We start from the raw sequence: 22,854 nt of genomic DNA, 5'->3' as shown, positions 1-22,854 counted from the left end.
GTCTTGTGTAGCATATTAGGGATTAAGATTTTATTCATAAATTAAATAATTGAAAATGAATATTTTCTGCTAACATTTAATTTCTTTTTACATATTTTTGTAATATTATTGCTACATGATACATGATAAAAATTTTATCTAACCTCTTAAAATCCAAATTTTCATATTTGGGATTTTTAATATTTTTTAATCAGTTATTATTTGCTCAGAGTTTAACTAATTATTCATTTTCCACTTCTACATCCACCACATTTACCTTATTATCTAGTGCAACAACACCTACGCTGTCTGCTGGTACAGTGGATAATGGAGCATATAATAATATTCCAATTGGATTTGATTTTTGGTATTTAGGGGAAAAATACACCACCATCTCAGCTGCTACAAACGGATATTTAATGCTAGGCACAACCATTCCTTCTGGAAGTAGTTATGGTAGTACAAATAATTTAAAGACGGGTTCAGTAAGGCCTGTTATAGCGCCATTATGGGACGATTTAGCTTTAACTGCAAATAAAGTTACTTATAAAACTAGTGGAACTATAGGTAACAGAATTTTCCAAATTCAATATTTAAATGTTAAATGGAGTAGATCTGTTGGTAGTAACAATGGTTCAATTTCATTTCAAGTAACACTAGATGAAGCTTCAGGAGCTATTACTTTTCACTATAGACCAGAAAGTGCCAATGTTAGCTCTGGATCAGCATCAATTGGTTTATCAGCAACTGCAACCGGTAACAATAATTTTATTTCTGTTAGTAATAACGTTTCAAGCCCATCTATTAGTTATTCAACGGAGTCAAGTCATACCGCTAGACCTACTACAAATAGGAGGTTCATATTTACCCCTTCAAAACCTGTAACTCCAAGTAATTTAACCTTTTCCGCAATTGATACCGATAGAATTACAATTAATTGGCAAGATAATGAAGTAGACGAATTAGGGTATTCTATATATTATTCAACAGATGGAAATACATATTCACTTTACAACACAACTGGGCCAAACATTAATACAATAACGGCAACAGGATTAGTAAGTGGTCAGAATTATTTTTGGAAAGTGTATGCTTTTAGAGAAATATTAAGTGATGCATTGGAAGGGGAACAAGGCACATTAGGTCCAGTTCCAACAGATTTTAGTTTGTCATATCCATTTTCAGGAAATGCTAATGATGCATCAGGAAACTCTAATAATGGTACATTACAAAATGGGCCTACTCTCGTAGAAGATAGATTTGGAATTCCAAACAGCGCCTACAGCTTTAATGGTGTAAATCAATATATATCTACATCAACCTTAATTGCATCGCCAGGTCCACAAACTTTTACCTATAGTGTATGGATAAAAACTACAACCACTAATGGTGGGAGAATTTTTGGGTTTGGTTCATCTCAAATAGGTTTAAGTTCTTCTTATGACCGACATTTATACATGACCAATACTGGAAAGTTAGCATTTGGAGTTTATGTTTCCTCTACTCGTCAACTTATAACCACAACTAATTCTTATAATGATGGAAATTGGCATAATGTAATTTGTAGTGTTGGTCCTGCAGGAATTAGATTATATGTTGATGGAGTACTTCAAGGTGTAAATGCTGCAATCACAACAGCCGAAGTTTTTGGAGGTTATTGGAAGGTTGGATATGATGCTTTAACATCTTGGGAAAATGCACCAACAAGTAATTATTTTAATGGAATAATTGATGACATAAGCGTTTATAATAGGCAGCTAAATTCTGCTGAAATTATGAATGTTAATTATGTTAAAACAGAAGAATATGCTTATTGGAAAAATATAACCCTAAATACTTCTAATATTATTTCAGGAACTCAAACAAATTTTCCTTATTTAATTAAAATTATTGATCCAGATCTAAAATTAAATACAAATAGTTGTGATATTACCGCTGGTAGTTTAGATATTGGTAAAGTATTATCTCCAACCGGACAAGACATATCATTTAAGTTATTTACTGGTGAAAAATTAAAATATGAAATAGCAAAATATGATCCTGCAACTGGAGAGCTATGGGCATGGCTAAATCTACCTTCTGTTTCTTCTAGTTCTAATTTAGTTGTTAAAATGTTGTTTGGTAATCCAAATCCTCCTGTTAACAACAGTTCTGATACGTGGTCTGATTTTAGATCGGTGTTTCATTTTGATGAAAATTCTTATAGTGGAACTACAACAGATGCAACTACATTAGCACTTATTGGTACTGCAAATAGTATGTCGGCATCCAATTTGGTTTCAGGGAAAATTTTGAATGCATATAATTTTAACGGAGCTCAGAAAATTGCAGTTGCTCCAAACTCAGCAACTAATATTACAGGGGATTATACTTTATCGGCATGGATTAACTCTAGTTCACCACTCGTTGATCAAAAAATAATAACTAATCAAAATTCTTCAAATGCTGGTTATAAAATGGGTTTGTATAATGGAAGGCCAGAAAATGAAAATAATGGAAATGCAAATAGACCGGGTTCTTCAGGCGTAACTGGAACAGCAATAACCGTAAGTGCCAATACCTGGTATCATGTTATGGGGGTTTATTCTGGCACAACTTTAAGTATGTATGTAAATGGTGTACCAGCGCAAGTTAGAACAGCAGTTTCTGCACCAAATATTGGTATAAATCTAAATATAGGGGTTGGTGAAGGTGGGAATATGCATTATTTTAATGGAATAATAGACGAACCTAGGCTTTCTGCAACTGCTAGAAGTGCTTCGTGGGCATTATCTGAATATCAAAATCAAAACAACCCAACCAATTCAGGAGTTTTACCTTCAATACTTTCGATTGGAAATTTACAAGCTGAAGTTTCATTAGCAACTGCTTATTCTGGTTTGTATTTTACTTTTGAAGGCAATGTAAATAACAATTTTAATGGTGTTGGGAATTTTTCTTCTAATGCAACCAACTTAACCACATTGCCCGCCACTTCTGGTTTAGTTTCAGTGATAATTCCTTCAGGTAAAGCACCAGTTTTGTCTGCCGATGTTACTTTAAATGCTATAAATATTCAAAGCGGAGGGCAAATAAATTTAAATGGATTTGCTTTAAATATTGCTTGTAATGTTTACGACAATGGGGTAATTAATGGCTCTAGTGGTAAAATTAATTTTAATGGAAGTACTGCAAATCAATATTATTATGGGAATGCAACTACAAGCTCAGTTGGAAATTTGGAAGTAAATAATAGTGCTGCAGGTACATTAACAATAAGCGGTGCTAACTTAAATATTCATACAGGATTAAAATTATTATCAGGAGCAAAATTAAATGTTCAAAATAATTCGGTAGTAACCTTAAAATCTAATTCTATTAGTTTTGCCAATGTAGCTCCTTTAACTGGTGCCTCTACAATTACTGGTAATTTGACTGTAGAAAATTATTTCACAGGAGGCGTTGGAAAAAGAGGTACAAGAATGGTTTCTTCGGCTATCAATGAGTCTACAATGCGCGCAGCTGGACGAAGTATTTTTCAGCAAGTAAAGGAACATATGGTGGTTACTGGAAAGGAGAATGGAGGTTTTGATCCAGGAAATAGTGTTAGTCCATTTGCAATTACATTAACAAAATATAATGAGCCTGCTGCATTAAATGTAGGTCAATTTTCCGAAATAACTAATATAATTACTGGTACGGTGCCAGTAGAATTGCCAGGGTCTGCATTTTTCCTTTTTTATAGAGGAAATAGAGATAATTATACACCAGCAACTGCATTAACATCAACAAAGTTGTTAAGTGATTATGTGCCAGAAAGTTTTGCAGCTTCTTTTACTGGTCCTTTAAATCAAGGCGAAATAAGTATCCCTATAACGCACTCAAATAATGCAGGAGATACAAATAATGGATTTAATGTGGTTGGTAATCCATATGCGGCTACAATAGATTGGGATTTAGTTTATGCAACTAATTCTTCTATAATAGAAAACCAGATCAGAATAATACAACCGGGAGGAGCAATTATGACCCGAACTAAATCAGGTTCAGATCCAGCGGTTGTTGTAAATGCAATTGGAAGTCCAGAAAGTGCGCAATATATTCAACCTGGTCAAGGGTTTTATATTAAAAAATTAGCCGCTGGAACTTCAAATTTAATATTCAGAGAAAGTCATAAATCTATTAACTCTGCACCGCTTAGATTGTTAACTACTCCAAATAATAAGCCGAGTTTAATGTCTAATTTAAGTATGAGTACTGATCCTGTGGTTACCGAAAAGCAAGCAGTAATCATGTACTTTAATATAAAAAATAGTCAAAATGCTTCAGACGAAACTGCGGTGGTTTTCAAGAATGCTTATTCGGAGAATTTAGATAATAACGATATTCCATATTTAACTAATAACTCGGTAATTTTAGGAACTAGAAGTGGAGATGGGGTTAATTTAGCAATTAATTATCTACCCGAATTAAGTGGTCAAACCAAATTTAAACTTCTTGTAAATGCTTCTGTAAGCGGAGATCATACTTTAAATTTCACGAATCTTCTAGCATTGGGTAGATATAAAGCTATGTTAAAAGATTATTATCTAAACACTACAATAGACTTATCTACAAACCCTAATTATTCATTTAATATTGATAAAACTATTGCTTCAACATTTGGAACCAATAGATTCGAAATTTCATTCGTAGAAGGTCCAGCTTTAAAATTAAATTTAAGTGAATTTTCTGGTCAACAGAACGTAAAAAATATAGAATTAAACTTCACTACTGCTACAGAAACCACTACAACAAAAACTGAAATTGAAGCCAGTGTCGATGGGACAAACTTCTCAAAAATTGGTGAAGTAAAAGGGGCAGGAATTTCTACCAGCCCAATAGAATACACTTATTTACACAAAACACCTGCTCAAGGTCAAAACGTATATCGACTTAAACAAATTTATGCAGATGGAACTTTTGCCTATTCAGATCCAATAACTATCGTTTTTAGAACAGTAGAGTTTAATAATTTGAAAGTTAGTAGAAGTAATCAATTATTAAATGTTTCTTGGTCAACCGTATCAGAAGTTAATACGGTTAATTTTTCTGTTGAACGCTCTTTAGATGGGGTTAACTTTATTAATGTAGGTCAAGTTCTAGGAAAGGGAACATCATCAGATCCATCACAATATGCATTTCAAGATGCTAATCCACCAATAGGAAAGGTTCATTACCGTATTAAAGTTAATTTTTCTGATGCCTTACCTAGTTATTCGGAAGTTATTAGCTACAATTATAGAGATTCATATATTAAAGAGTTTATTGTAGATAAATCTGCGACTGATGTTTTATTAACATGGAGTATAGAAAAAAATGCTTCTTTAAAACAATTTACTTTAGAACGTTCATCTGATGGACTTAATTTCACTGCAATTTCAAATATTTTAATTGGTGCTATAAATGAATTAGGTAAATACACTTATTTTGATGATGAACCATTTGATGGAACTAATTATTACAGAATTAAGCAAATATTAAGTGATACAGATCCACTATATTCTGTTATAAAACAAATAAATTTTAAAAAGATACAACTTCAAAGTTTTTCTGTAATTCAGGAAAATAACGATGTAAAGATTAATTGGAAAACAACAACAGAAACCAATACATCCTATTTTGAGGTTCAAAGGTCTACTGATGGTATTAATTTTGCAGGAATTAAAACTATATCAGCAGCTAATAATTCTAGTACTTTAAAAGATTATTTAGTAATTGATAATAGCCCAATTCAAGGAAAAAGTTATTATAGATTAAAATTAGTATATGTTGATGCTGATTCTAGTTTAAATAATGCCATTGAAATTTTCACCAAAGGTTCTAGGTTTATAAAATTAGATTTAGCAAAAAGAGAAAATGGGGTTAATGTTGCTTGGACAGCGTTTAACGATGAAGAAACTACTACTTTCGAAATAGAAAGATCTATAGATGGTATAAACTTTATAAAAGTAGGTTCTATTCCTTCGCAAATTGAGAATGGGAATTTGAATTATAATTTTACAGATGTAAATCCTGGATATACTAAATTAAATTATAGACTTAAGGAAGTCTTTGAAGATAAATCAACAAAAACTTCCAATATTGTTAGTATAGATCATATTTTAACTAATGTAAGTTTAAAGGATTTTATAATTTCAAATTCACCATTAGGTGTTCAAATAAATTGGGCTACATCTATAGAAAATGGAACATCAAGGATTTTAATAGAAAAATCTAATGATGGTACGTCATTTAGTCCATTAACAAGTTTCGCTGCTTATAATACTTCAACAGAATTAAGGAGTTATAAGTATTTAGATATTACTCAATTAGCAGGACTATATCATTATAGGTTAAAATTTGAATACTTGGATGGTGGTTCTGAATATTCTGCAATTAAATCATTCCAATTTTATCCATTTAAACTTATTTCATTTAATGCTCAAAAGAGCAATGGGAAGGCTACTTTAAAGTGGAGCGCATCTCATGAACAAAATGCGGTAAGCTATTCTTTAGAGCGTTCTAATAATGGGCAAACATTTACGGAAGTTACTTCTATAAAAACTCAAGGTGGTTTATTGGAGAATGCCTATTCTTTTATAGACGAATCTGCTCCAAAAGGAATTAATTATTATAGATTGAATCTAAAATATGAAGACAATAATTTGTTGTTGCCAATTTTTGTTTTCGATTATTTAAAATTTGTAGGTTATTTAAATAGTTTTAATGTCGTAAAACAAGGATTTAAGACAGTCTTAGATTGGAAAACGAATAATGATATTTATATAAAGAATTTCGAATTAGAAACATCCTTAGATGGAGTTAATTTTACACCATTAGCAAACATTCCAACTAAAAGCAGTTCTGTTATTGGTAATTCTTATAATTTCGAATATCCAATAAACTCTCCAGTTAATGCTACTGTTTATTTCAGAATAAAAATGGTTTCATTTGAAAATGAAATTGATTATTCTCCTATTAAGTCGGTTTATAATAAGCAAACAGAAGAGGTTATTGATGGCTCAATGTTGGTTTACCCTAATCCAGCCAAAGACTATATAGAATTAGCTACACAAGAGGAAAATGTGGTGGTTAGCTTATTTAATTTGTCTGGTAAATTAATGAAATCTAATAACTTCAATAAGAATACTGCGATTAAAATAGATATTTCAGAATTTTCAGAAGGTTTCTATTATATGGAATTAAGAAAGAATGATAGTTCTAAAAAATTAATCGGGAAGGGTAAATTTTTCAAACAATAAAATATTAAGCGCAATAGAATTTAAGAAGCTTTTACTTATATTCTATTGCGTATTTTTTTTGCCGGATTACCTTGATAAATGCTAAATGCTTCTAAATTTTCAGTTGCTACACTTCCAGATGTTAATACGGCATGTGATTCTAAAGTTACCCCTGGACAAACAATAGATCCGGCACCCACCCAAGAACCTTCTTTTAAAATAATGGGTTTTACAATTAAATCAAACCGTTCTGATTTATAATTATGGTTTCCTGTAATTAGCAAAGCTTGTTGCGAAATACAACAATTTGCACCAATAGTAACATTGTCTAAGTTTTCTATCAAACATTCAGCAATCCACGCATTATCTTCAATAACTAATCGCCATGGAAATTTAACCTGAAAGCCAGGCTTTATTCTAACTTCTTTCCCAATTTTAGCACCATATATTTTTAATATACATACTAAAATGCTACTAAAGGGTATTAGTTTAGATTTAAAGAAAATACTATTTGTAAGGTGCCATAAAGCTTGTTTTAATTTAGAAGCGCCTGGTGTATAGCTTCCTGTATCAAAATTCTTTTTAAGATTAACTTTAAAATTAAAATTTGAATTCTGATTATCCATTATTCGACTTGTTTGAAGAAATTAAATATTTTTTCACCCACTTATAAAGAATATAAATTATTACAAGATAAATGATAATATTAAATATTTCGTGGTGGTATTTTAAATTTAGTTTCTGATTAGGGAATGAAGTAAATATTGCGCCTAACAGCGTTATTCTTACAATGTTTAATAAATAAACAAGGAAACATAGTTTTAATGCTACTCTCCACTTGTTTTTTACATGAACGGGAAATGCAATTATAAATGCAATTATAAAACTCATTACACCTAAACCAAGACAGGAATAATTGATATTCAATTTTATTCCTCCAATTATAAGAATTTCATGATTAGATGTTATGGTTTCATAACCAAATAAATGTAATATATAATCTGAAGGTGCAATTAGTAAATTTCTTAACCATTGTATGTAATTTAAATTATCATACATAAAAGCGTTAAAGTATTTCCCGTCTGGAGATAATACGCTATTCATGAATAAATTGCCTTGACTTAAAATAATATAAATCGAAAGAAATAAAATAATAAATTTTACTTGGTTAATTTCTTTATTTTTAGGAAGCTGCGTATTCATAAATTTTATCAGTTTAGGTAAAAAATTTAGAAACTTTTATGGATTTACAATTTTACGCTTTATTTCATCAATTTTTATATCAACAATTGTTCTAAACCAAAATCCTTGCAGAAAATGAAACATAATACCAGTTTTACCATCTAAAATCCCAAGTTGTAGAATCATTCTGTAGAAAAAATAAAAAAATGGTCTCCATCCAAGTGGTAGTTTCCACCAAATAGACTTTAAGAAAGCCATACGTTCATCCGGAGAGCCAAATAGGTTTCTATTATTAGTTTGTGACCTAATGTTTTGTAATCTTTCAACTTCTTCTATGGCTACTAAATCACTATACTTATTGTGTTTATCTATCCAAAATCGGATTTCATTTTCTTTTAGATTTTCTTCTAGGATATGACCTTTCTTCCAAATTATTTTTTTTCCTGGAGTAATAAATCTATGATCCATATTTTCGTTTATATCCGAGTATCCAACACCCGTTTTAAACATCTTTAATAAGTATTTTGGATACATACCTCCAAATCTTATCCATTTCCCTCTAAAGAAATTTTTTCTATTAAAATAAATACCATCAACATCTTGATACAACAAAGGGTCAAAATTTTTGAGTAATTCAAATAATTCTGGGGAAATGATTTGATCCGCATCTAATCCAATAGTCCAAGGCGTATTAATTTTAAAATTATTTAAAGCAAACTCCCATTGTTTCGGGTGATTTATAAATGGATTTATTTTAACTTCTGCATCAAATTTTTGAGCAATTTCTACAGTTTTATCAGTACTACCAGAGTCTAAAACATAAATAGGAGCATTTAACCCATTTATTGAGTTTAATAATCTAGGAAGATGAATTTCTTCATTATAAGTAAGTATTATAAAACTGAAATATTGCTCCACTATTATATTTTTGCTTTAATGATCATTGATTTCCAAAAAAAGGGTAGTCTGCCACAGCCAACAAAATTAATCACTTCAAATCCTTCACTTTCTAATAGTTTATAAATCGATCTTTTTGACCAAAACTTTATATGTCCGCCGTCCCATAAGGGATTGGCATGGGTATCCCATTTCCCTAATATACCAATAACTAAATTTTTAAGGTAACCATGGTAAGGGGTACTAATTATAAGTTCGCCACCTCCATTATCTTTAAGATGCTTCTTGCAAAATTTTATAAATGATTTAGGATCATAAAGATGTTCAATTACTTCTGTAGATATAATTGTATCGAATTTTAAATTTTTAAACTTCTCAGGAAGTTCATCTGCCGATAAATCTTGAAGGGCAAATCTTTCATTAGAGAACTCAGAAGCTTTTTCAATTCCAGTGGTAGAAGCATCTGTTCCGAAAGCATTAAAATCTAAATTAACTAACCTCTTTACCAAAGCACCATTGCCACAACCTAAATCTAATATGTTTTTATTTTTGGTATGATCTAACAGTTTTATAATGGGCTCAGCTATGTAGCTATGCACATATGTAGGCATTGAATGATTAAAAATGTAATCCTTATATACGGTCATTTATGATTGTATTGTACATTGCAAGATAGTAATTAGTTAATCTACTAGAATTATAGTCATTTGAAATAATTTCTGGAGCAGTATTTTTAATTCTTTGCCTTTTTTCAAAATCATTAAAAGAATTTTGTAATTGGCTAAGAATATGGTTGCTATTTAATTCACAAACCCAACCTAAGTTTTTATCGCGCACATAACTATAAAGTCCTGTTTTATTTGAGATTAAAACTGGAGTGCCAACGCTTAAACTTTCTATAACAACATTTGCAAAGTTTTCATTATAAGATGTTAATGCTAATAAATTATGATTGGCTAATACCTTAAATTTTTGGTCGTTACTAATTTGCCCAATCCAATTTATTTTAGAGTCTATATTCAAATTAATTGATAATTGTACTAGAGAATCAATATAAATATTGGTGCCACTACCAGCTATAGAAAGGCTCCAATTTTCCTTAAATTTAGCTAATGCTTCAAATAATAATTCTAATCCCTTTTTTTCTTCAATCCTTGATAAAAAGAGAATTTTATAGGGGTTCTTTACATTTAATTTAGAATTATTAGTAATTTTTTCTAAATCCTTAGTTAAAGGAAGTTCAACAATGTTACTTATTATATGAATACTTTTAGGAACAACAATTTCTAAAATATCTTGCTTTTCTAATTCGCTGGTTACATGAACATAGCATCTTTGCAAAAGAAACTTGCCAAGTAGGTTATGAAATAATGATTTTATAAATTTATGCCGGTTGTTTTGTGAATATTTGGTAATCATCCCCCGAGGTGAGACTATCACAGATGCTTTCATCATTAATGCAATTAAGCAACTAAAAATTGAAATTAAATTCCACCAGGCATGAATATGTACAATGGTTTTTTTTTCTTTTTTTATTTTTTGGTAAAGCGATAAATATAATGACGGGGAGAAATGTGAATGATCTTTTGTTAATCTTTTAAAATAGGTTACTCTCACACCATCTATTTCTTGTGACTTTTTTGGCGTAAAGTATAATTCATTTTCTCCGTTTGCAAGGGTAGTTAAAACTTCAATTTCAATGTTTTTTAAGGCTAATGATTCACATAATTTTGCAACCGACATAGTTGGGCCACCATATACCCATGCAGGTTTGTAAGAAGCATTTATATGAATTATCTTCACTATCTATAATTTGGATTGGGTACTAAAATCAATAATATTTTGAAAATCCACCATAAAAACCACATGATTAAATAGGCATAAAAAATATTATTAAACATAAATTCAAAATTATTACCTCTCCATAAATTCTGGAATAAACTATTAAAAATAATTATACAGCCCAATTCGTAACCACCAAACATTTTTTCAGCTCTATTACATACGGCTTGTACTAAAATTCCATAAGCTAATAAGAAGAAAAATACGCCAAATGTTCCCCAACTTAAATAAGCATCAACAACAGGTCTAGTTTTAGCAGATACACTCGATAGTCTGTTTGCAACACCTGCCTCATAAACACGCTCCATTGATATTTCTTCAATATTTGGTTTTTCAGGCCAAAAAACCCTTGGAACTAAAACTAAAACAGATTGGTTAAAAATTTCCCATCCATAGAAGTCTCTTTTTTCTGGTACATACTGAACAAATTCGGTAAACATACTCATTTCACTAAATCTGTTTGTTAAAAAGCTCCAGTTGGTTTCCGCTATCTCCTCTTCGTTTTCATTTCCAATTAAGGTTTCAAATGCCTGTGCTTGTGCAGTTTCTGCTGATATTTCGCCTGACCACGATGTCCTTACAATGGCATTGTAGGAAGGTAAAAAGTAAAAAATAATATACATTACCGGAACAGAGAGAAATAAAATTATCCTTTTATAATAAGGATAAAATATAATCGCCAATATAATTATATTCACGATAATTGGCTCTTTGTAGCCTGATAAAGAGGCGCTAATAAAATTACTAAAGAAAATACTCGCACCTATAGAAATATGCACAATGTTTTTGTTTAAAATTCCTCTCAAAAACAATACGGCAGCACAACTAATACCTATGTTGGTTAAAGGAAGGGCTACTTGACTAAGCCCAGATATTTGTTGAGCTATTAATCCAAGTATATATATGATTAGTGCTATTTTAATCAATTGATTTTTACTTTCAATAAAGATATATTTTGGAGGTTTTATTTCTTTATTTATAAACATAACAATACCAGTTACTAAGGCAGCATGTGCTAATAATGATAGTCGTTGGCATTCAGCAATAAAAAAGGTTTTTTCTTTTTGGAGAAATGAGTCGCCCAAGTTTAATTTCGATAAGTATCTGTAGCCTAAATGATCCAAGAAAAAAAATATTGATGTGCAGGCCATAAATCCAGCAAAAATTAACTGAATTAAAAATAATGGACGCATAAGTTGCTTACTAAACGGCAAATCTTGTTTGAAATAAGCAGAAGGGGAGTACCAAGTATGATAAAAAATATAAAATGACCCGGCCCAGGCAATAAAATAGGATAAGATTGGGGTATAAATAAGTAGATAGGAAAGTATTACCGGGATATATAACGGTAAAATCGCACTTTTTTTAGATCCAAACTGACTCATATCTTATTTATTTCCTGGAGGAGGCATTTTGCTTGTATATCAAAACTATAATTTTGAATAATCTCGAAAGATTTTTTACCCATTTCCCTTAACTCGTTTTTATTAGATGATAAATCTAATAATTTATTAGTCAAATCTTTTAAATTGTTAGACTCGAATATATATCCATTTTCTCCATTTTTAATTAAATCTGCACTACAACCTACCTTATTTGATGCTAATATTGGTTTGCTTGCGGCCATAGCCTCATTTATAGCAAGCCCCCATGTTTCGCTTATTGATGGTAAACAATAAATATCTGCTATTTGATAAATTGAAGGCATTTTTGTCTGGTTCTGAAAAGGCAAAAATATTATGCTTGCATAGTTTTTTGCGCTATTTTTCATTTGTTTTTCTAAAGGACCATTACCAACAAAAATTAATTTTTGATCCGGAATATTTAGTTTTTTAAATGCTTCTAATAATAATAATGGATTTTTTTGATTTTCAAATTTACCCGCAAAGAGAATTACCGTATCGGTTGATTTTACTCCAAGTTGTTCTTTTAAATCACTTATTTTTAATTCGTCTTTGGTAGAAAATCTTTTATTATCTATAGCATGAGGCATCCAAACTAAATTTTTATCCTTTATTCCGTATTCCTTAAAGTAGTTCCAATTGTTAAGCCCCACATAAAATGCTTTATTTATTTTTTTATAAATACGCTTAAGGAAAATATTTTTGATAAAACTTTTTATAAAATTGGTTTCGTTAAGTAACGTACTATCACCTCTAAACCACACCTCTTTTTTTCTATGAAAATAATTTATCACTTTAAGGTGACTCTTCCATGCCCAACCATAAACTAAGATAACATCTGGGTTAAATTCTTCAATTTTATTTATTAAATCGTTATTTATAATTCCATTAAAATGGTGGGTTCCTGGTTGTTTGGCAATGTTTTCTAAAAACAAATAATTATAACCTTCCAGTAAAGGAATATCCCAGGCAATGGTTGTGTTAAATCCTTTATCATGTAGGTTAAAATTATTATTTCCTCCCGTATAAAAAACTTTTAAATCTATTTCATCTAACTCGTTTATTAGCTTAAATAAAGGTGCATAGTACTGTATGGGATGCGTATTTATTATAGCTAGTTTTTTCTTCATAAAGTGAGTTTGATTTTTAGGCAGATCTTTAAGTTAAACTTAAATTTCGGAATATTTAATTACTTCATTAAATAAATTTGTTTGCAATTTGGTCATATAGTCTGCAGTATAGGGCTCAAATTTTTCAAAATTTATTTCTACTGGTTGTTGTTCATTAATTTTTAATAAGTAGTTTAAAAGCTGATTGTATATTGCTTTTTTGTCCAAATTAAAGGTTATTAAATTGCCTGCATCACAATCTTTCATAATATGCGCTGCGCTGCTTTGGTTATTAAATATGCCTAAGAGATGTTTTTTAGCCATAATATAGGGATATAGTTTAGACGCGGTATAGCCTATGTCATTAGAGCCCAAAATTATAAGTCCGTCAGCATTTTTTAGTTGATGAAGGCTTTCATAAAAACCAATTCTATCAGTGCTTTCTGATACGTATTTTTCTACATTTAGCTCCTTTGCAATCGGACTTATGGTAGGTATGCCTTGATTTTTAGGAGCATAACTTGTGCCAATAAAGTAGAACCTAATTTTATTAAATAGTTCAAAATTTAATGTTAATCCAGTTTTAAATGCTTTAAATAATATTTTCAAGGCATATTGCATGTCAAAACCACCTCTTCCAACGTAAACCAGATTTATGAAATTTTCAGCTTTCTTATATTTCAATTGAAATTCTTCTGCTCTCTTTTCTGCAATTTTAAAATCTAAATCATTTGCTCCAAAAGTAATTACACCTTTTGGAATCTCATTAATGTGTGGGTACCTCAGTTGCAATACATCAATATATTTTTTAGATACACTAATTATTCCATCCACTTTTTTCATGGCAATAGGTTCTAAAAATTTATGTAGTCGGTATGAGAACCAATGTTTTTTAGGTCGCTGCGATCGTGGTTTATTATTGTAGTATTCATTGTGCCAAGGGTCTTGCATATCAATTACGTATGGAATATTGAACTTTTTTTTCCAATAAGCACCTAAAATACATAATGGGAATTCTGTTGTAGAAAAGTAGATTAAATCAAAATTTTCTGTCGATAGTATTTGGTTTACCTTATTCTTATAAAACCACATAGAGCGTAAAGCTAAACTGCCAAGTCCAATTTTACGGGTCCATTTTTTAGAAAATGCTGGTACTTTATGTATCTTAATATAGTTTGGGACTGAATCTAATAATAGTTCATCTTTTACCATATCCACATAAATTTCTTCAACAGTAACCACTTGGGCTTCCCAATTATAATCTTTGAAATATGGAAGGCTCATTCTAATTCGCTGCATGTCAGCGCTATTGGTAGGAGGGAAATGCGGCGAAATGATCAGTACTTTTTTCAACTCAGCGTTTTTTTATAATTAATAGCAAACCTTTCGGTGAAGTAATAAATAAAATAAATAAGTGGTAAACTAATTAATGTAAATATAACTACATGCCATAAATGATACGGCAATTTATTGGTGTGATTAATATAATAAAATAAAGATTGGTATAAATTTAATAAAGGATAATGTAAAATGTAAATGGAGTAGGAGAATGCACCTAACCAGGTTAATTTGTTTAAAGAATTAAGAATAAGCTTGTTTTTAGTAACGAGAATAAAGCTAAAAATGCCTGCTATTACTAACCCAAATAGGACATCTTTTATAGCATATTCATCAACTCGCGAATAAATAGGAATATATATAACTGATGTAATTATTAACAATGGGAAATATTTAAAATATTTTTTATTGTAAAATATGGCGATTAAAACGCCAATGTTCCAAACAACAAAAGTATAGGCTACTTCTCCAAAAAATGGAATAGAATAGCCAAGTAAGTAGCTAATGTACAGACCTAAAATTATTAAAATTGTTATTTTAAAATTGTTATGGTTTAAATAAAGCACAAATGGATAAAGAATATAGAACACCCATTCATGTTTTAAACTCCAAGAAGGGTAGTTATAGCCCCATGGTTCTGTTCCAGGTATCAGTAAAAGGTTATTTATTAATGAATTAATGGTGTATTTGTCGAAAATTCCAGCAAATTCTACTGAATCAATCAAGGTAAGTACATAATCGCACAAAACACATAATATCATTGATACCAGAAATGGAGGATAAATTCTTATTAATCTTTTTTTGAAGTAATTTTTCCAATTAAAATTTGGATAGTAATAGCTTGGTTTAGTTTGCTTTAAATGAATTACAAAACCACTTAAAACAAAAAATACGATTACGGCTTCATGCCCAAATTTAAATAGACTAAAGAAATAAACCATTAATTTATCATACCATTCATATTGTTCAGGATATAATTTTAAACCTAAATTATAAGATTGAGTTAAAGCTGTCCTACTATGATGTATTAAAACATATAATGCAGCTAAACCTCTAATTCCTTCTAAAGCTTTTAAATTAATGTTCAACTTATGGCTACTTTAATAATGTTTAAAAATTTCTCCTTTTCAATTTCCCAATTTAAATGGTTATTGCAATATGATAGGGCTTGTTTTTTTTGGTTTTTTAAAACTTCTGGTTGATTTATATAGGTGTTTAAACAATTTATTAAGGTCGATATTTCATTTTTATTGTAAATAAAGCCCATCCCAGGATAATCTTCTAATAGTTTTTTCTGTGCCAGGGTATCAGATGCTAATACACCTAATCCAGCATTTATATAGGTAAATATTTTATTGGTTAAACATATATTCCTATTCCATGGTGTTGAGATTTCCGACGCAATGCCAATATCAAATTGTGAAGCAAATGGAATTAGCTGATCGGAGGAAATAGGGCTATGAAAAAATAATTGGGTAAAATCCAGATTATTTTTCAGAGCTATTTCTTCAAATTTACTTTTTATTTCTAAACTATGACTGCCAAGTAAATGTAGTTCAATTGTTTGATGATTTAATTGGCCAATTGCAAGAATGATTTGCTCTATCCCTCTGCCTTCTCCTATAGTTTGTGAAAACCAAAATAATTTTAATCTATTCGAGCTTTCTTTTATTAATTGAAGATTTGTTTTTGGAAATACATTTAAAATAGTAACCGGGTTTATTTTGGAATAAAGTTGTTGGTAAGCTTCACTAATTAACGGACTTGCGGTGGTTAAATAGTCTAATTTATCTATAAAGTGGTCTTCAATAAATTTTTTAAGTTTAAAATCTATATGATTACTATCATTAGTTACTTCATTTCTATGAAAATCTTCTGCATCGAATCCACATTTACAATTATTTTTTTTAGCCGCAATTACTGCTGCGGGCAAGGCCGATAGATTATGAGCAATGTATATTTCTGCTGGCGTTTTTAGAGCTTCTTTTATCAATAATTTAGTACAACGACCAATGGCACCAATTGAAGTTTTATAGTTTAGACCAATTAATCCCAATAGTTTTTGATATATTTTATATTGAACTCTGGTCTTCCAATAAATAAATTTTTCAGTAACAGGGTCACCACCAACTCTTATTGCTTTCCATTTCTTTTTAGCTAATAATTGTTGGTCTAGTTGGGTTGCCCAATTATTCCAAAACTGATAAATAACGGTAACATCATAGCCTACTTCTGCTAATGCATCAGCCTCTTTTACAATTCTCGGGTTAAGTGAAGGTTGCCCTGAGGTTATTAATACTATCTTTTTAAACTCTATTGCCATCTGGTGGAGTTCCTTAAAAAATGATTTTCCTTAACAAAAAGAAAGTCTGATTGGAATAATGCATCATCATATGGTCGCCTCATAATAGAGCAAATATCATATAAGACAAAGTTTTTGGATTTCATAAATTGTATTACTTCATCAACTAATGGGGCATTTTTATAGATACCCAGCATAGAAACTTCCATTAATACAACTTCTGCATGGCTTAAGGCTAATGATCCGCCCTTTAATATCTCTAATTCCGCTCCTTGTGTATCTAGTTTTATAAAGTCACATTTTTCGAAGGTAGAGTTTGTGATTATATCGTCTAATAGCTGAAGTTCAATAGTTTCTGTAATGGTAGTTGGATTATTGTCTTCTTTAAATATGGAGCTTGCAGTTTCGTAGATGTTAAATTCAACAGCTTTCTTTTCCGAACCTAGTAGCGCAATTTTAACCGAAGAGTTTTTAATTTTTTTTGATATTTCAAGAAGCTGATTACTTTTTTGTTCTTGGCCTTCAATCATGAGTATATTGGCTTCTGGAAAAAGTTTAGAAAATTCTAATGCCCATTTGCCTTCATACGCACCAATGTCTAAAACAGTGGTTGGTGAGAAGCCCAGTTTCTTTAATCTTAAAAACGAAGAGGTTTGATCAGGAACCCCCATTTTTCTCTTCATCTTATAAATAAATTCATTTGGGATAAACTTTCTAAGCAATTTATACATTTTATAATTTTAAATAGTTTTTCGCAATAACGTCTACGTCAAATCTTTCAAATGCCCTTTCTCTACATTTTTCTCTGTCAATTTTATTTATTTCAGCTAATTTTTTAATCATTTCAGCTTTATTATTTACAATATAGCCCGTAATTCCATTTTCTACAACTTCTGGTACCGATCCACGTTTAAATCCTATAACTGGTGTTCCACAGGCCATAGCTTCTACCATTACCATCCCAAACGGTTCGTCCCATTCTATGGGGAATAAAAATGCTTGCGATTTTCCTAAGTAATGATTTTTTTGTTCGTCGTTTAAAGCGCCAAGATATATGATTTGATGATCATTAAATTTTGGTTCTAAATTTTTTTTAAAGTACTCCAGATTGTCTTTAGTGTCTGGTATATTTCCACCAATCCATAAAGTTCTTCCTGTTTCTAATGCCACTTCAATTGCAGTTTGCAACCCTTTTATCCTATCCAATCTGCCTAAAAACATTAATGGAGCATGGTTGTCAACTTCTTTGTTAAGGGTATATTTTCTAAAATCTATGGCATTGTAAACTGTTTCCCAATGTCCAGCAATATTGCCAGTAGATACACAATAATCACTACATGCTGTAAATACCATGTTTTTATTTGGAAAGGAATTGATGATTTTTATTCCTTTTTGAGAAACAGGCCTACCATAGGTCATTATCTTTTTTGGATTTTTATTTATTATGGGAAATAAATAAGCCAAACGACCAAAATTATGAATGATGTCAAATTTACTATAGTTCGCTAATAAGTATTTCCAAACAAATAAAAGTTCTTTTGTTTTCTGCCATTTAGATCTATTTAATTGGTTTTTACCAAAAGTTAGTACTTCCCCAGATATTTTAGATTCCGGTCCAGCCAATAAGCTTACCTCATGTCCTAATTCTTTATATTTTTCTGCAAACATATATACCAGTCGCTCATGCCCCCCATAATGAGGAGGAGGTACCGGTATACCTGGATCCATGATTAATAGGATTTTCATTTATAAACTGTTTTTAAAATTTCTAACATCCTTTGACCACTTTTTTCTAGTGTTAGGTTTTCTAGAATGTAATTTCTAGGGCGATATTTATTTAATTGTACATTTTTGAAAAATTGATCAAATTTTAATTGAAATTCTTTTACATCTTTAAATTTATCGCCACATTGTTCATTAAAGAAAGGAACAGATGTGGCTGGCATTATGGGGTCGTTCCATTTAAATCTATTTGGGTCTAAACAAAAGCCCTGATCCCAAGCAAATACGGGTACATCCATGGCAAGGGCTTCACAACAGGCAAAACCCTGACTTTCATGCGAACTAAGAAAAATCATAGATTTAGAATTCTCTAGTAATTTTTTATAGTCTTGCTCATTATATGAACCATATTTTATGATGCTAAAATTTAAGTTCTTTTCGCTTAAATTTTGACAAATCTTCTCTAATAGGTTGTGAGAGTCTTGCCACCTAATTTTATCATAAATAAGGACGTCAATTTCTTTTTGTTGTTGTTTGGGTTTCCATTCATCGGTATCTATTCCCGAAAACCATGTGTCACAGATTTGATCTCCATAATAGGGTACGTATACGTTTTTCGCCCATTCAGAATGTTGAAGATATTTAGAAATAGGATAGTTTTTTGTTAAATCTGGCCATTCAGATGGATGGGTCATCAAAGCAATTCCTGCAACTATTTTATTTTCCTTATTATATCCTTCTAAGCAAGTCCTTCCAAGTCCTAAAATTATTAATTGGTCGGATGGTTCAATTTTATCAAATGGTAAATTAATCCAGTATTTTACCTTCAATTTATCAAATGATTTACAGAGGTTATGGAATACTTTTTCTACTCCTCCAATTTTTGTTGGCTTAAATAATTTTCTTAAAAAAGGGATAATATATCTATCTCCATAAAAAAATCTATTCTTTTCTTTTGGCTTTATAAAGTAGATTAATATCCTTGGCTGGTCTTGCATAATTTATTTTAAATAATCTACTATTTTTTTTAAACTACTCATAATACTATGATCAGATAATGCTCTTTTTTGACCATTTAACCTCAATTTCTTTCTTAATAATGCATCTTTCTCTAACATTTCTACCTTTTCAAGAAACTCTTCTTGTGAGTTAAAGGTTTCAATTTCGTTCCCAACTTCATATAGGTTGTTCATTCCTTCAACCCATTCAGTTAAATAACAAGCACCCAACATTGGCGCTTCAATATCTCTTAGTCTAGAGTATTTATTAGGCGCATATAATGGGAATTTAAAGCTGGGATATCTATTTATTCCAATCGTTATTTTACTATTCCTTGTAAGATCAATGTATTCAGAGAATAGCGGTTTTCCCTTTAAATATTTTAAAATTTCATCGCTCAGCTGAGGGTTAAATGAGCCAAACTTAAGTTTATTTATAAATGCATTTAAGCCCTGATTTTTTAAAAATAGAAGTTGATTGGAATATTTTTTTAATAATGATGTTGGCAGTGCTGATTTAGTAGGTTCAATATTATCCCAACTAGCACCATAAATATCTAATGGTAAGTTAGGGTTTAATTTTATTAGCTTTTCAAAAAACAGTTGTCTTTGTATGTCTTTAGATCCAATAAATGTTATTCTATCGGTTTCTATAGTAGAGGGCATCCTAAATACTGGATTCACCCACATGGGCATGGGCAAATTTATAGCTTTAAAATTTGCTTGTTTATATAAGTTCATGGCACCATATTCTGGTACCCAGTTTAAATCAAATTCACTAAATTCTTCAGGCGCTTTATCAAAGAGTCTTATGTTATCACAGAAAAAGTTAACACAATAAATACCTAATTTTTTTATTTCTTTAAGGGCTGTTTTATCAATTTGTTGTGGGTATAAATAGCTTAAGAAAATAGATGGTTTCTCTTTTTTAATAGATTCTAAAGTTTTTTCCCAAGTTTTTTCTTTCCAAGCGTTTAATTCTGATTTATTTTGAGGAACTAATCCTTGTGCCCAATCTATTTCTTTTTCCTCTACCCAGTTTATGCCCGCTTCTTCGAGACCATTTTTAATGTAAAATTCCCAAAAACTGTAAGCAGGAATGGGATGGTTAATTGTAGATTGAAGAAAGGAAAGGAAAATTTTCATTCTTTAATTTTTGACAGTTCTTTAAATCCTGCTATTTGTCCTTCTACACCAATTTTGTTTACAAATTCAACTTTATAGTTTTCATTTTTTAATACTCTGGCAGCAGCAAATTCTATTGAGGTAGAAATAGATGTTGGAAGGTTTTTAATAAATATTCTTTTTAGTTGATAGATAAAACTACGGATGCCCACAATTTTATGGGAATAAGTAAAGGTTTCTATGAAGGTTTTTAATAGAAAGTTCTTGTAAATCTGTTTGTTTTTTACAAAATAAGCCCTAGTTGAAATGGAACCTCTTTTAGTATCAAAATTATAAGCTTTAACCTTGAAGTCATATGCCTCATTAAAGTTAATGTTAAAGTCTTCGTTGGGATAGTACCTTCCGCTTATTTTAAATATCGGGGTGTTTTCAGGTAATTCATCAACTTCAGCCAAAAGCATTAAGAGTTCATTTATCCCTTTATTCTCAAATTGAAATTGTTTGATGCTTATAAATTTTATATGTTTAAACCTAAGCTCCAATTCGTTGAAATCGTAGGATACCGAATTGTCTACTACAATAATTTTTTTGAAGTTTAAGGCCGATAATTTTTCTAAGGTAAATATGGTTTGATTTTCACGTTCTTTAACAGAAAAATGGCTTTTCGGGTCATTTGTATTCTCTATAGGGCGAATACATGATGTAATTATCGCTATCATTTTTTGTTAATTTTGTATTGAATTTTTCTAGCCAATCTCCAACCTATAAATTTAGATAATTTTTGAATCATTGGCCCTCCACTTATCGGTAGAAAACTATAAGTGCCTATTTTATTTATTTCTTCAATTATATTTTCACTTAATGATGTATATTTTGGATAAGTTTCCACTGCAAGTGAAATTAGTTGTTGTGCAATGGCATATTTGGCCTGTTCGGTTTGTTTATGTTTAAATAGATGTTCTTTTTTTAAGAGTATTGATTTAAATAATCTTTCTGTCGCAGGTCTATCTTTTAAAGCACTTAAACTATTTTTTTTCAAAAATTTCCTGTAATAATTATAAGTATTAGAGGTGTATACTATTCCTTCACTGGCTAATATTGCCCTGCAGAAATATTCACCGTCTTCATCTGGACAAGGAGATATAGAGATGTCCCAACCTCCCATTTTATTAATGATGGAAATTGGTGTTAAAAATGCGTTAGGTTGAATCATTGAGCCCCCATTCCTATTTCCACCATAAAGGTTAATCAAAAAATCAACAGGCGAATCGGTTGAGTATAAGAATTTATCCTCATATTCAGATGGAACGTTATTTAAGTGGTTTTCGTGATCAAAGAAATGAATGGTACTGCAAACAGCAATGCTATTCGGATGTTGTTTTAACGCATTAACCTGAACTTCAATTTTGTCTAAACTTAACAAATCATCAGCATCTAAATACTGAATAAAATGGCCTTTAGCATTGTTTAAACCAACTTGCTTAGCATGGCTAACCCCTTTATTTTCTTGATTTATAATGGTTATTATTTCACTTTTAACAGTTTCTAATAATTTTAAAGTATTATCTGTTGAACCATCATTTATAATTATAATTTCAAGATTATGATAAGTTTGGTTTAATACAGATTCTAAAGTTTGAATAATGTATTTTTCTCCATTATAAACCGGAATTATTACTGAAACAAGCTCGTGCATGTTGGTTTTTTGTGTGTTGT

General features: G+C 30.4%; 17 protein-coding genes. 1 reads left to right on the top strand and 16 read right to left on the bottom strand.

Annotated features, from left to right (window positions below):
- Positions 1-122: 122 nt before the first annotated feature.
- Complete coding sequence (locus VRU49_RS00755) at positions 123-7,241, top strand: DUF2341 domain-containing protein (RefSeq protein WP_330144860.1); 7,119 nt, start codon at positions 123-125, stop codon at positions 7,239-7,241.
- A gap of 35 nt (positions 7,242-7,276) precedes the next feature.
- Here the strand turns inward: VRU49_RS00755 and VRU49_RS00750 are convergent, their stop codons facing one another.
- The 16 genes from VRU49_RS00750 to VRU49_RS00675 are packed head-to-tail and all read right to left on the bottom strand — an operon-like array spanning position 7,277 to position 22,834.
- Positions 7,277-7,846, bottom strand: coding sequence for a WcaF family extracellular polysaccharide biosynthesis acetyltransferase (locus tag VRU49_RS00750; protein WP_330144859.1), 570 nt, complete (start codon positions 7,844-7,846; stop codon positions 7,277-7,279).
- Complete coding sequence (xrtY, locus tag VRU49_RS00745) at positions 7,839-8,423, bottom strand: exosortase Y (RefSeq protein WP_330144858.1); 585 nt, start codon at positions 8,421-8,423, stop codon at positions 7,839-7,841. Before xrtY ends, VRU49_RS00750 begins: the two co-directional genes overlap by 8 nt.
- A 36-nt stretch (positions 8,424-8,459) precedes the next feature.
- The gene (locus VRU49_RS00740) at positions 8,460-9,320 is read right to left on the bottom strand and encodes a glycosyltransferase family 2 protein (RefSeq protein WP_330144857.1); all 861 of its coding nucleotides are present in this window, start codon (positions 9,318-9,320) and stop codon (positions 8,460-8,462) included.
- 2 nt (positions 9,321-9,322) lie between these two features.
- A complete protein-coding gene (locus tag VRU49_RS00735) occupies positions 9,323-9,946 on the bottom strand; it encodes a class I SAM-dependent methyltransferase (RefSeq protein ID WP_330144856.1) in 624 nt (207 codons plus the stop codon).
- The gene (locus VRU49_RS00730) at positions 9,933-11,102 is read right to left on the bottom strand and encodes an XrtY-associated glycosyltransferase XYAG1 (RefSeq protein WP_330144855.1); all 1,170 of its coding nucleotides are present in this window, start codon (positions 11,100-11,102) and stop codon (positions 9,933-9,935) included. Before VRU49_RS00730 ends, VRU49_RS00735 begins: the two co-directional genes overlap by 14 nt.
- The gene (locus VRU49_RS00725; protein ID WP_330144854.1) at positions 11,102-12,526 is read right to left on the bottom strand and encodes an exosortase Y-associated Wzy-like protein; all 1,425 of its coding nucleotides are present in this window, start codon (positions 12,524-12,526) and stop codon (positions 11,102-11,104) included. Before VRU49_RS00725 ends, VRU49_RS00730 begins: the two co-directional genes overlap by 1 nt.
- On the bottom strand, positions 12,523-13,674 hold the full coding sequence (locus VRU49_RS00720; protein WP_330144853.1) for a glycosyltransferase family 4 protein: 1,152 nt from the start codon (positions 13,672-13,674) through the stop codon (positions 12,523-12,525). The genes VRU49_RS00725 and VRU49_RS00720 overlap by 4 nt, the downstream gene beginning before the upstream one ends.
- Positions 13,675-13,713: 39 nt before the next feature.
- Positions 13,714-15,006 (bottom strand): glycosyltransferase, encoded by a 1,293-nt coding sequence (locus VRU49_RS00715; protein WP_330144852.1) that lies wholly within the window; start codon positions 15,004-15,006, stop codon positions 13,714-13,716.
- Positions 15,003-16,079 (bottom strand): acyltransferase family protein, encoded by a 1,077-nt coding sequence (locus VRU49_RS00710; protein WP_330144851.1) that lies wholly within the window; start codon positions 16,077-16,079, stop codon positions 15,003-15,005. The genes VRU49_RS00715 and VRU49_RS00710 overlap by 4 nt, the downstream gene beginning before the upstream one ends.
- A complete protein-coding gene (locus VRU49_RS00705) occupies positions 16,076-17,314 on the bottom strand; it encodes a glycosyltransferase family protein (RefSeq protein WP_330144850.1) in 1,239 nt (412 codons plus the stop codon). Before VRU49_RS00705 ends, VRU49_RS00710 begins: the two co-directional genes overlap by 4 nt.
- Complete coding sequence (locus VRU49_RS00700) at positions 17,305-18,024, bottom strand: FkbM family methyltransferase (protein ID WP_330144849.1); 720 nt, start codon at positions 18,022-18,024, stop codon at positions 17,305-17,307. Before VRU49_RS00700 ends, VRU49_RS00705 begins: the two co-directional genes overlap by 10 nt.
- A gap of 1 nt (position 18,025) precedes the next feature.
- Positions 18,026-19,039: a glycosyltransferase gene (locus tag VRU49_RS00695; protein WP_330144848.1), complete on the bottom strand. Its 1,014-nt coding sequence runs from the start codon at positions 19,037-19,039 to the stop codon at positions 18,026-18,028.
- On the bottom strand, positions 19,036-20,013 hold the full coding sequence (locus VRU49_RS00690; RefSeq protein WP_330144847.1) for a glycosyltransferase family 1 protein: 978 nt from the start codon (positions 20,011-20,013) through the stop codon (positions 19,036-19,038). Before VRU49_RS00690 ends, VRU49_RS00695 begins: the two co-directional genes overlap by 4 nt.
- 3 nt (positions 20,014-20,016) lie before the next feature.
- Positions 20,017-21,159, bottom strand: coding sequence for a glycosyltransferase (locus VRU49_RS00685; protein WP_330144846.1), 1,143 nt, complete (start codon positions 21,157-21,159; stop codon positions 20,017-20,019).
- On the bottom strand, positions 21,156-21,857 hold the full coding sequence (locus VRU49_RS00680; protein ID WP_330144845.1) for a hypothetical protein: 702 nt from the start codon (positions 21,855-21,857) through the stop codon (positions 21,156-21,158). Before VRU49_RS00680 ends, VRU49_RS00685 begins: the two co-directional genes overlap by 4 nt.
- Positions 21,854-22,834 carry a glycosyltransferase family 2 protein gene (locus VRU49_RS00675; RefSeq protein WP_330144844.1) on the bottom strand — a complete coding sequence of 327 codons (981 nt, stop codon included), beginning with the start codon at positions 22,832-22,834 and terminating at the stop codon, positions 21,854-21,856. Before VRU49_RS00675 ends, VRU49_RS00680 begins: the two co-directional genes overlap by 4 nt.
- Positions 22,835-22,854 lie beyond the last annotated feature (20 nt).

Source organism: Pedobacter flavus (assembly GCF_036324285.1).
Taxonomy (GTDB): Bacteria; Bacteroidota; Bacteroidia; order Sphingobacteriales; family Sphingobacteriaceae; genus Pedobacter; species Pedobacter flavus.
The sequence above is the reverse complement of the archived record's forward strand: the minus strand, read 5'-3'. Positions and strand labels throughout refer to the sequence as shown.

What these genes read in the sequence shown, in the direction of transcription:
- VRU49_RS00755 (WP_330144860.1), top strand. Translation starts at nt 123, where the DNA reads ATGATAAAAATTTTATCTAACCTCTTAAAATCCAAATTTTCATATTTG.
- VRU49_RS00750 (WP_330144859.1), bottom strand. Translation starts at nt 7,846, where the DNA reads ATGGATAATCAGAATTCAAATTTTAATTTTAAAGTTAATCTTAAAAAG.
- xrtY (WP_330144858.1), bottom strand. Translation starts at nt 8,423, where the DNA reads ATGAATACGCAGCTTCCTAAAAATAAAGAAATTAACCAAGTAAAATTT.
- VRU49_RS00735 (WP_330144856.1), bottom strand. Translation starts at nt 9,946, where the DNA reads ATGACCGTATATAAGGATTACATTTTTAATCATTCAATGCCTACATAT.
- VRU49_RS00725 (WP_330144854.1), bottom strand. Translation starts at nt 12,526, where the DNA reads ATGAGTCAGTTTGGATCTAAAAAAAGTGCGATTTTACCGTTATATATC.
- VRU49_RS00720 (WP_330144853.1), bottom strand. Translation starts at nt 13,674, where the DNA reads ATGAAGAAAAAACTAGCTATAATAAATACGCATCCCATACAGTACTAT.
- VRU49_RS00705 (WP_330144850.1), bottom strand. Translation starts at nt 17,314, where the DNA reads ATGGCAATAGAGTTTAAAAAGATAGTATTAATAACCTCAGGGCAACCT.
- VRU49_RS00700 (WP_330144849.1), bottom strand. Translation starts at nt 18,024, where the DNA reads ATGTATAAATTGCTTAGAAAGTTTATCCCAAATGAATTTATTTATAAG.
- VRU49_RS00695 (WP_330144848.1), bottom strand. Translation starts at nt 19,039, where the DNA reads ATGAAAATCCTATTAATCATGGATCCAGGTATACCGGTACCTCCTCCT.
- VRU49_RS00690 (WP_330144847.1), bottom strand. Translation starts at nt 20,013, where the DNA reads ATGCAAGACCAGCCAAGGATATTAATCTACTTTATAAAGCCAAAAGAA.
- VRU49_RS00685 (WP_330144846.1), bottom strand. Translation starts at nt 21,159, where the DNA reads ATGAAAATTTTCCTTTCCTTTCTTCAATCTACAATTAACCATCCCATT.
- VRU49_RS00680 (WP_330144845.1), bottom strand. Translation starts at nt 21,857, where the DNA reads ATGATAGCGATAATTACATCATGTATTCGCCCTATAGAGAATACAAAT.
- VRU49_RS00675 (WP_330144844.1), bottom strand. Translation starts at nt 22,834, where the DNA reads ATGCACGAGCTTGTTTCAGTAATAATTCCGGTTTATAATGGAGAAAAA.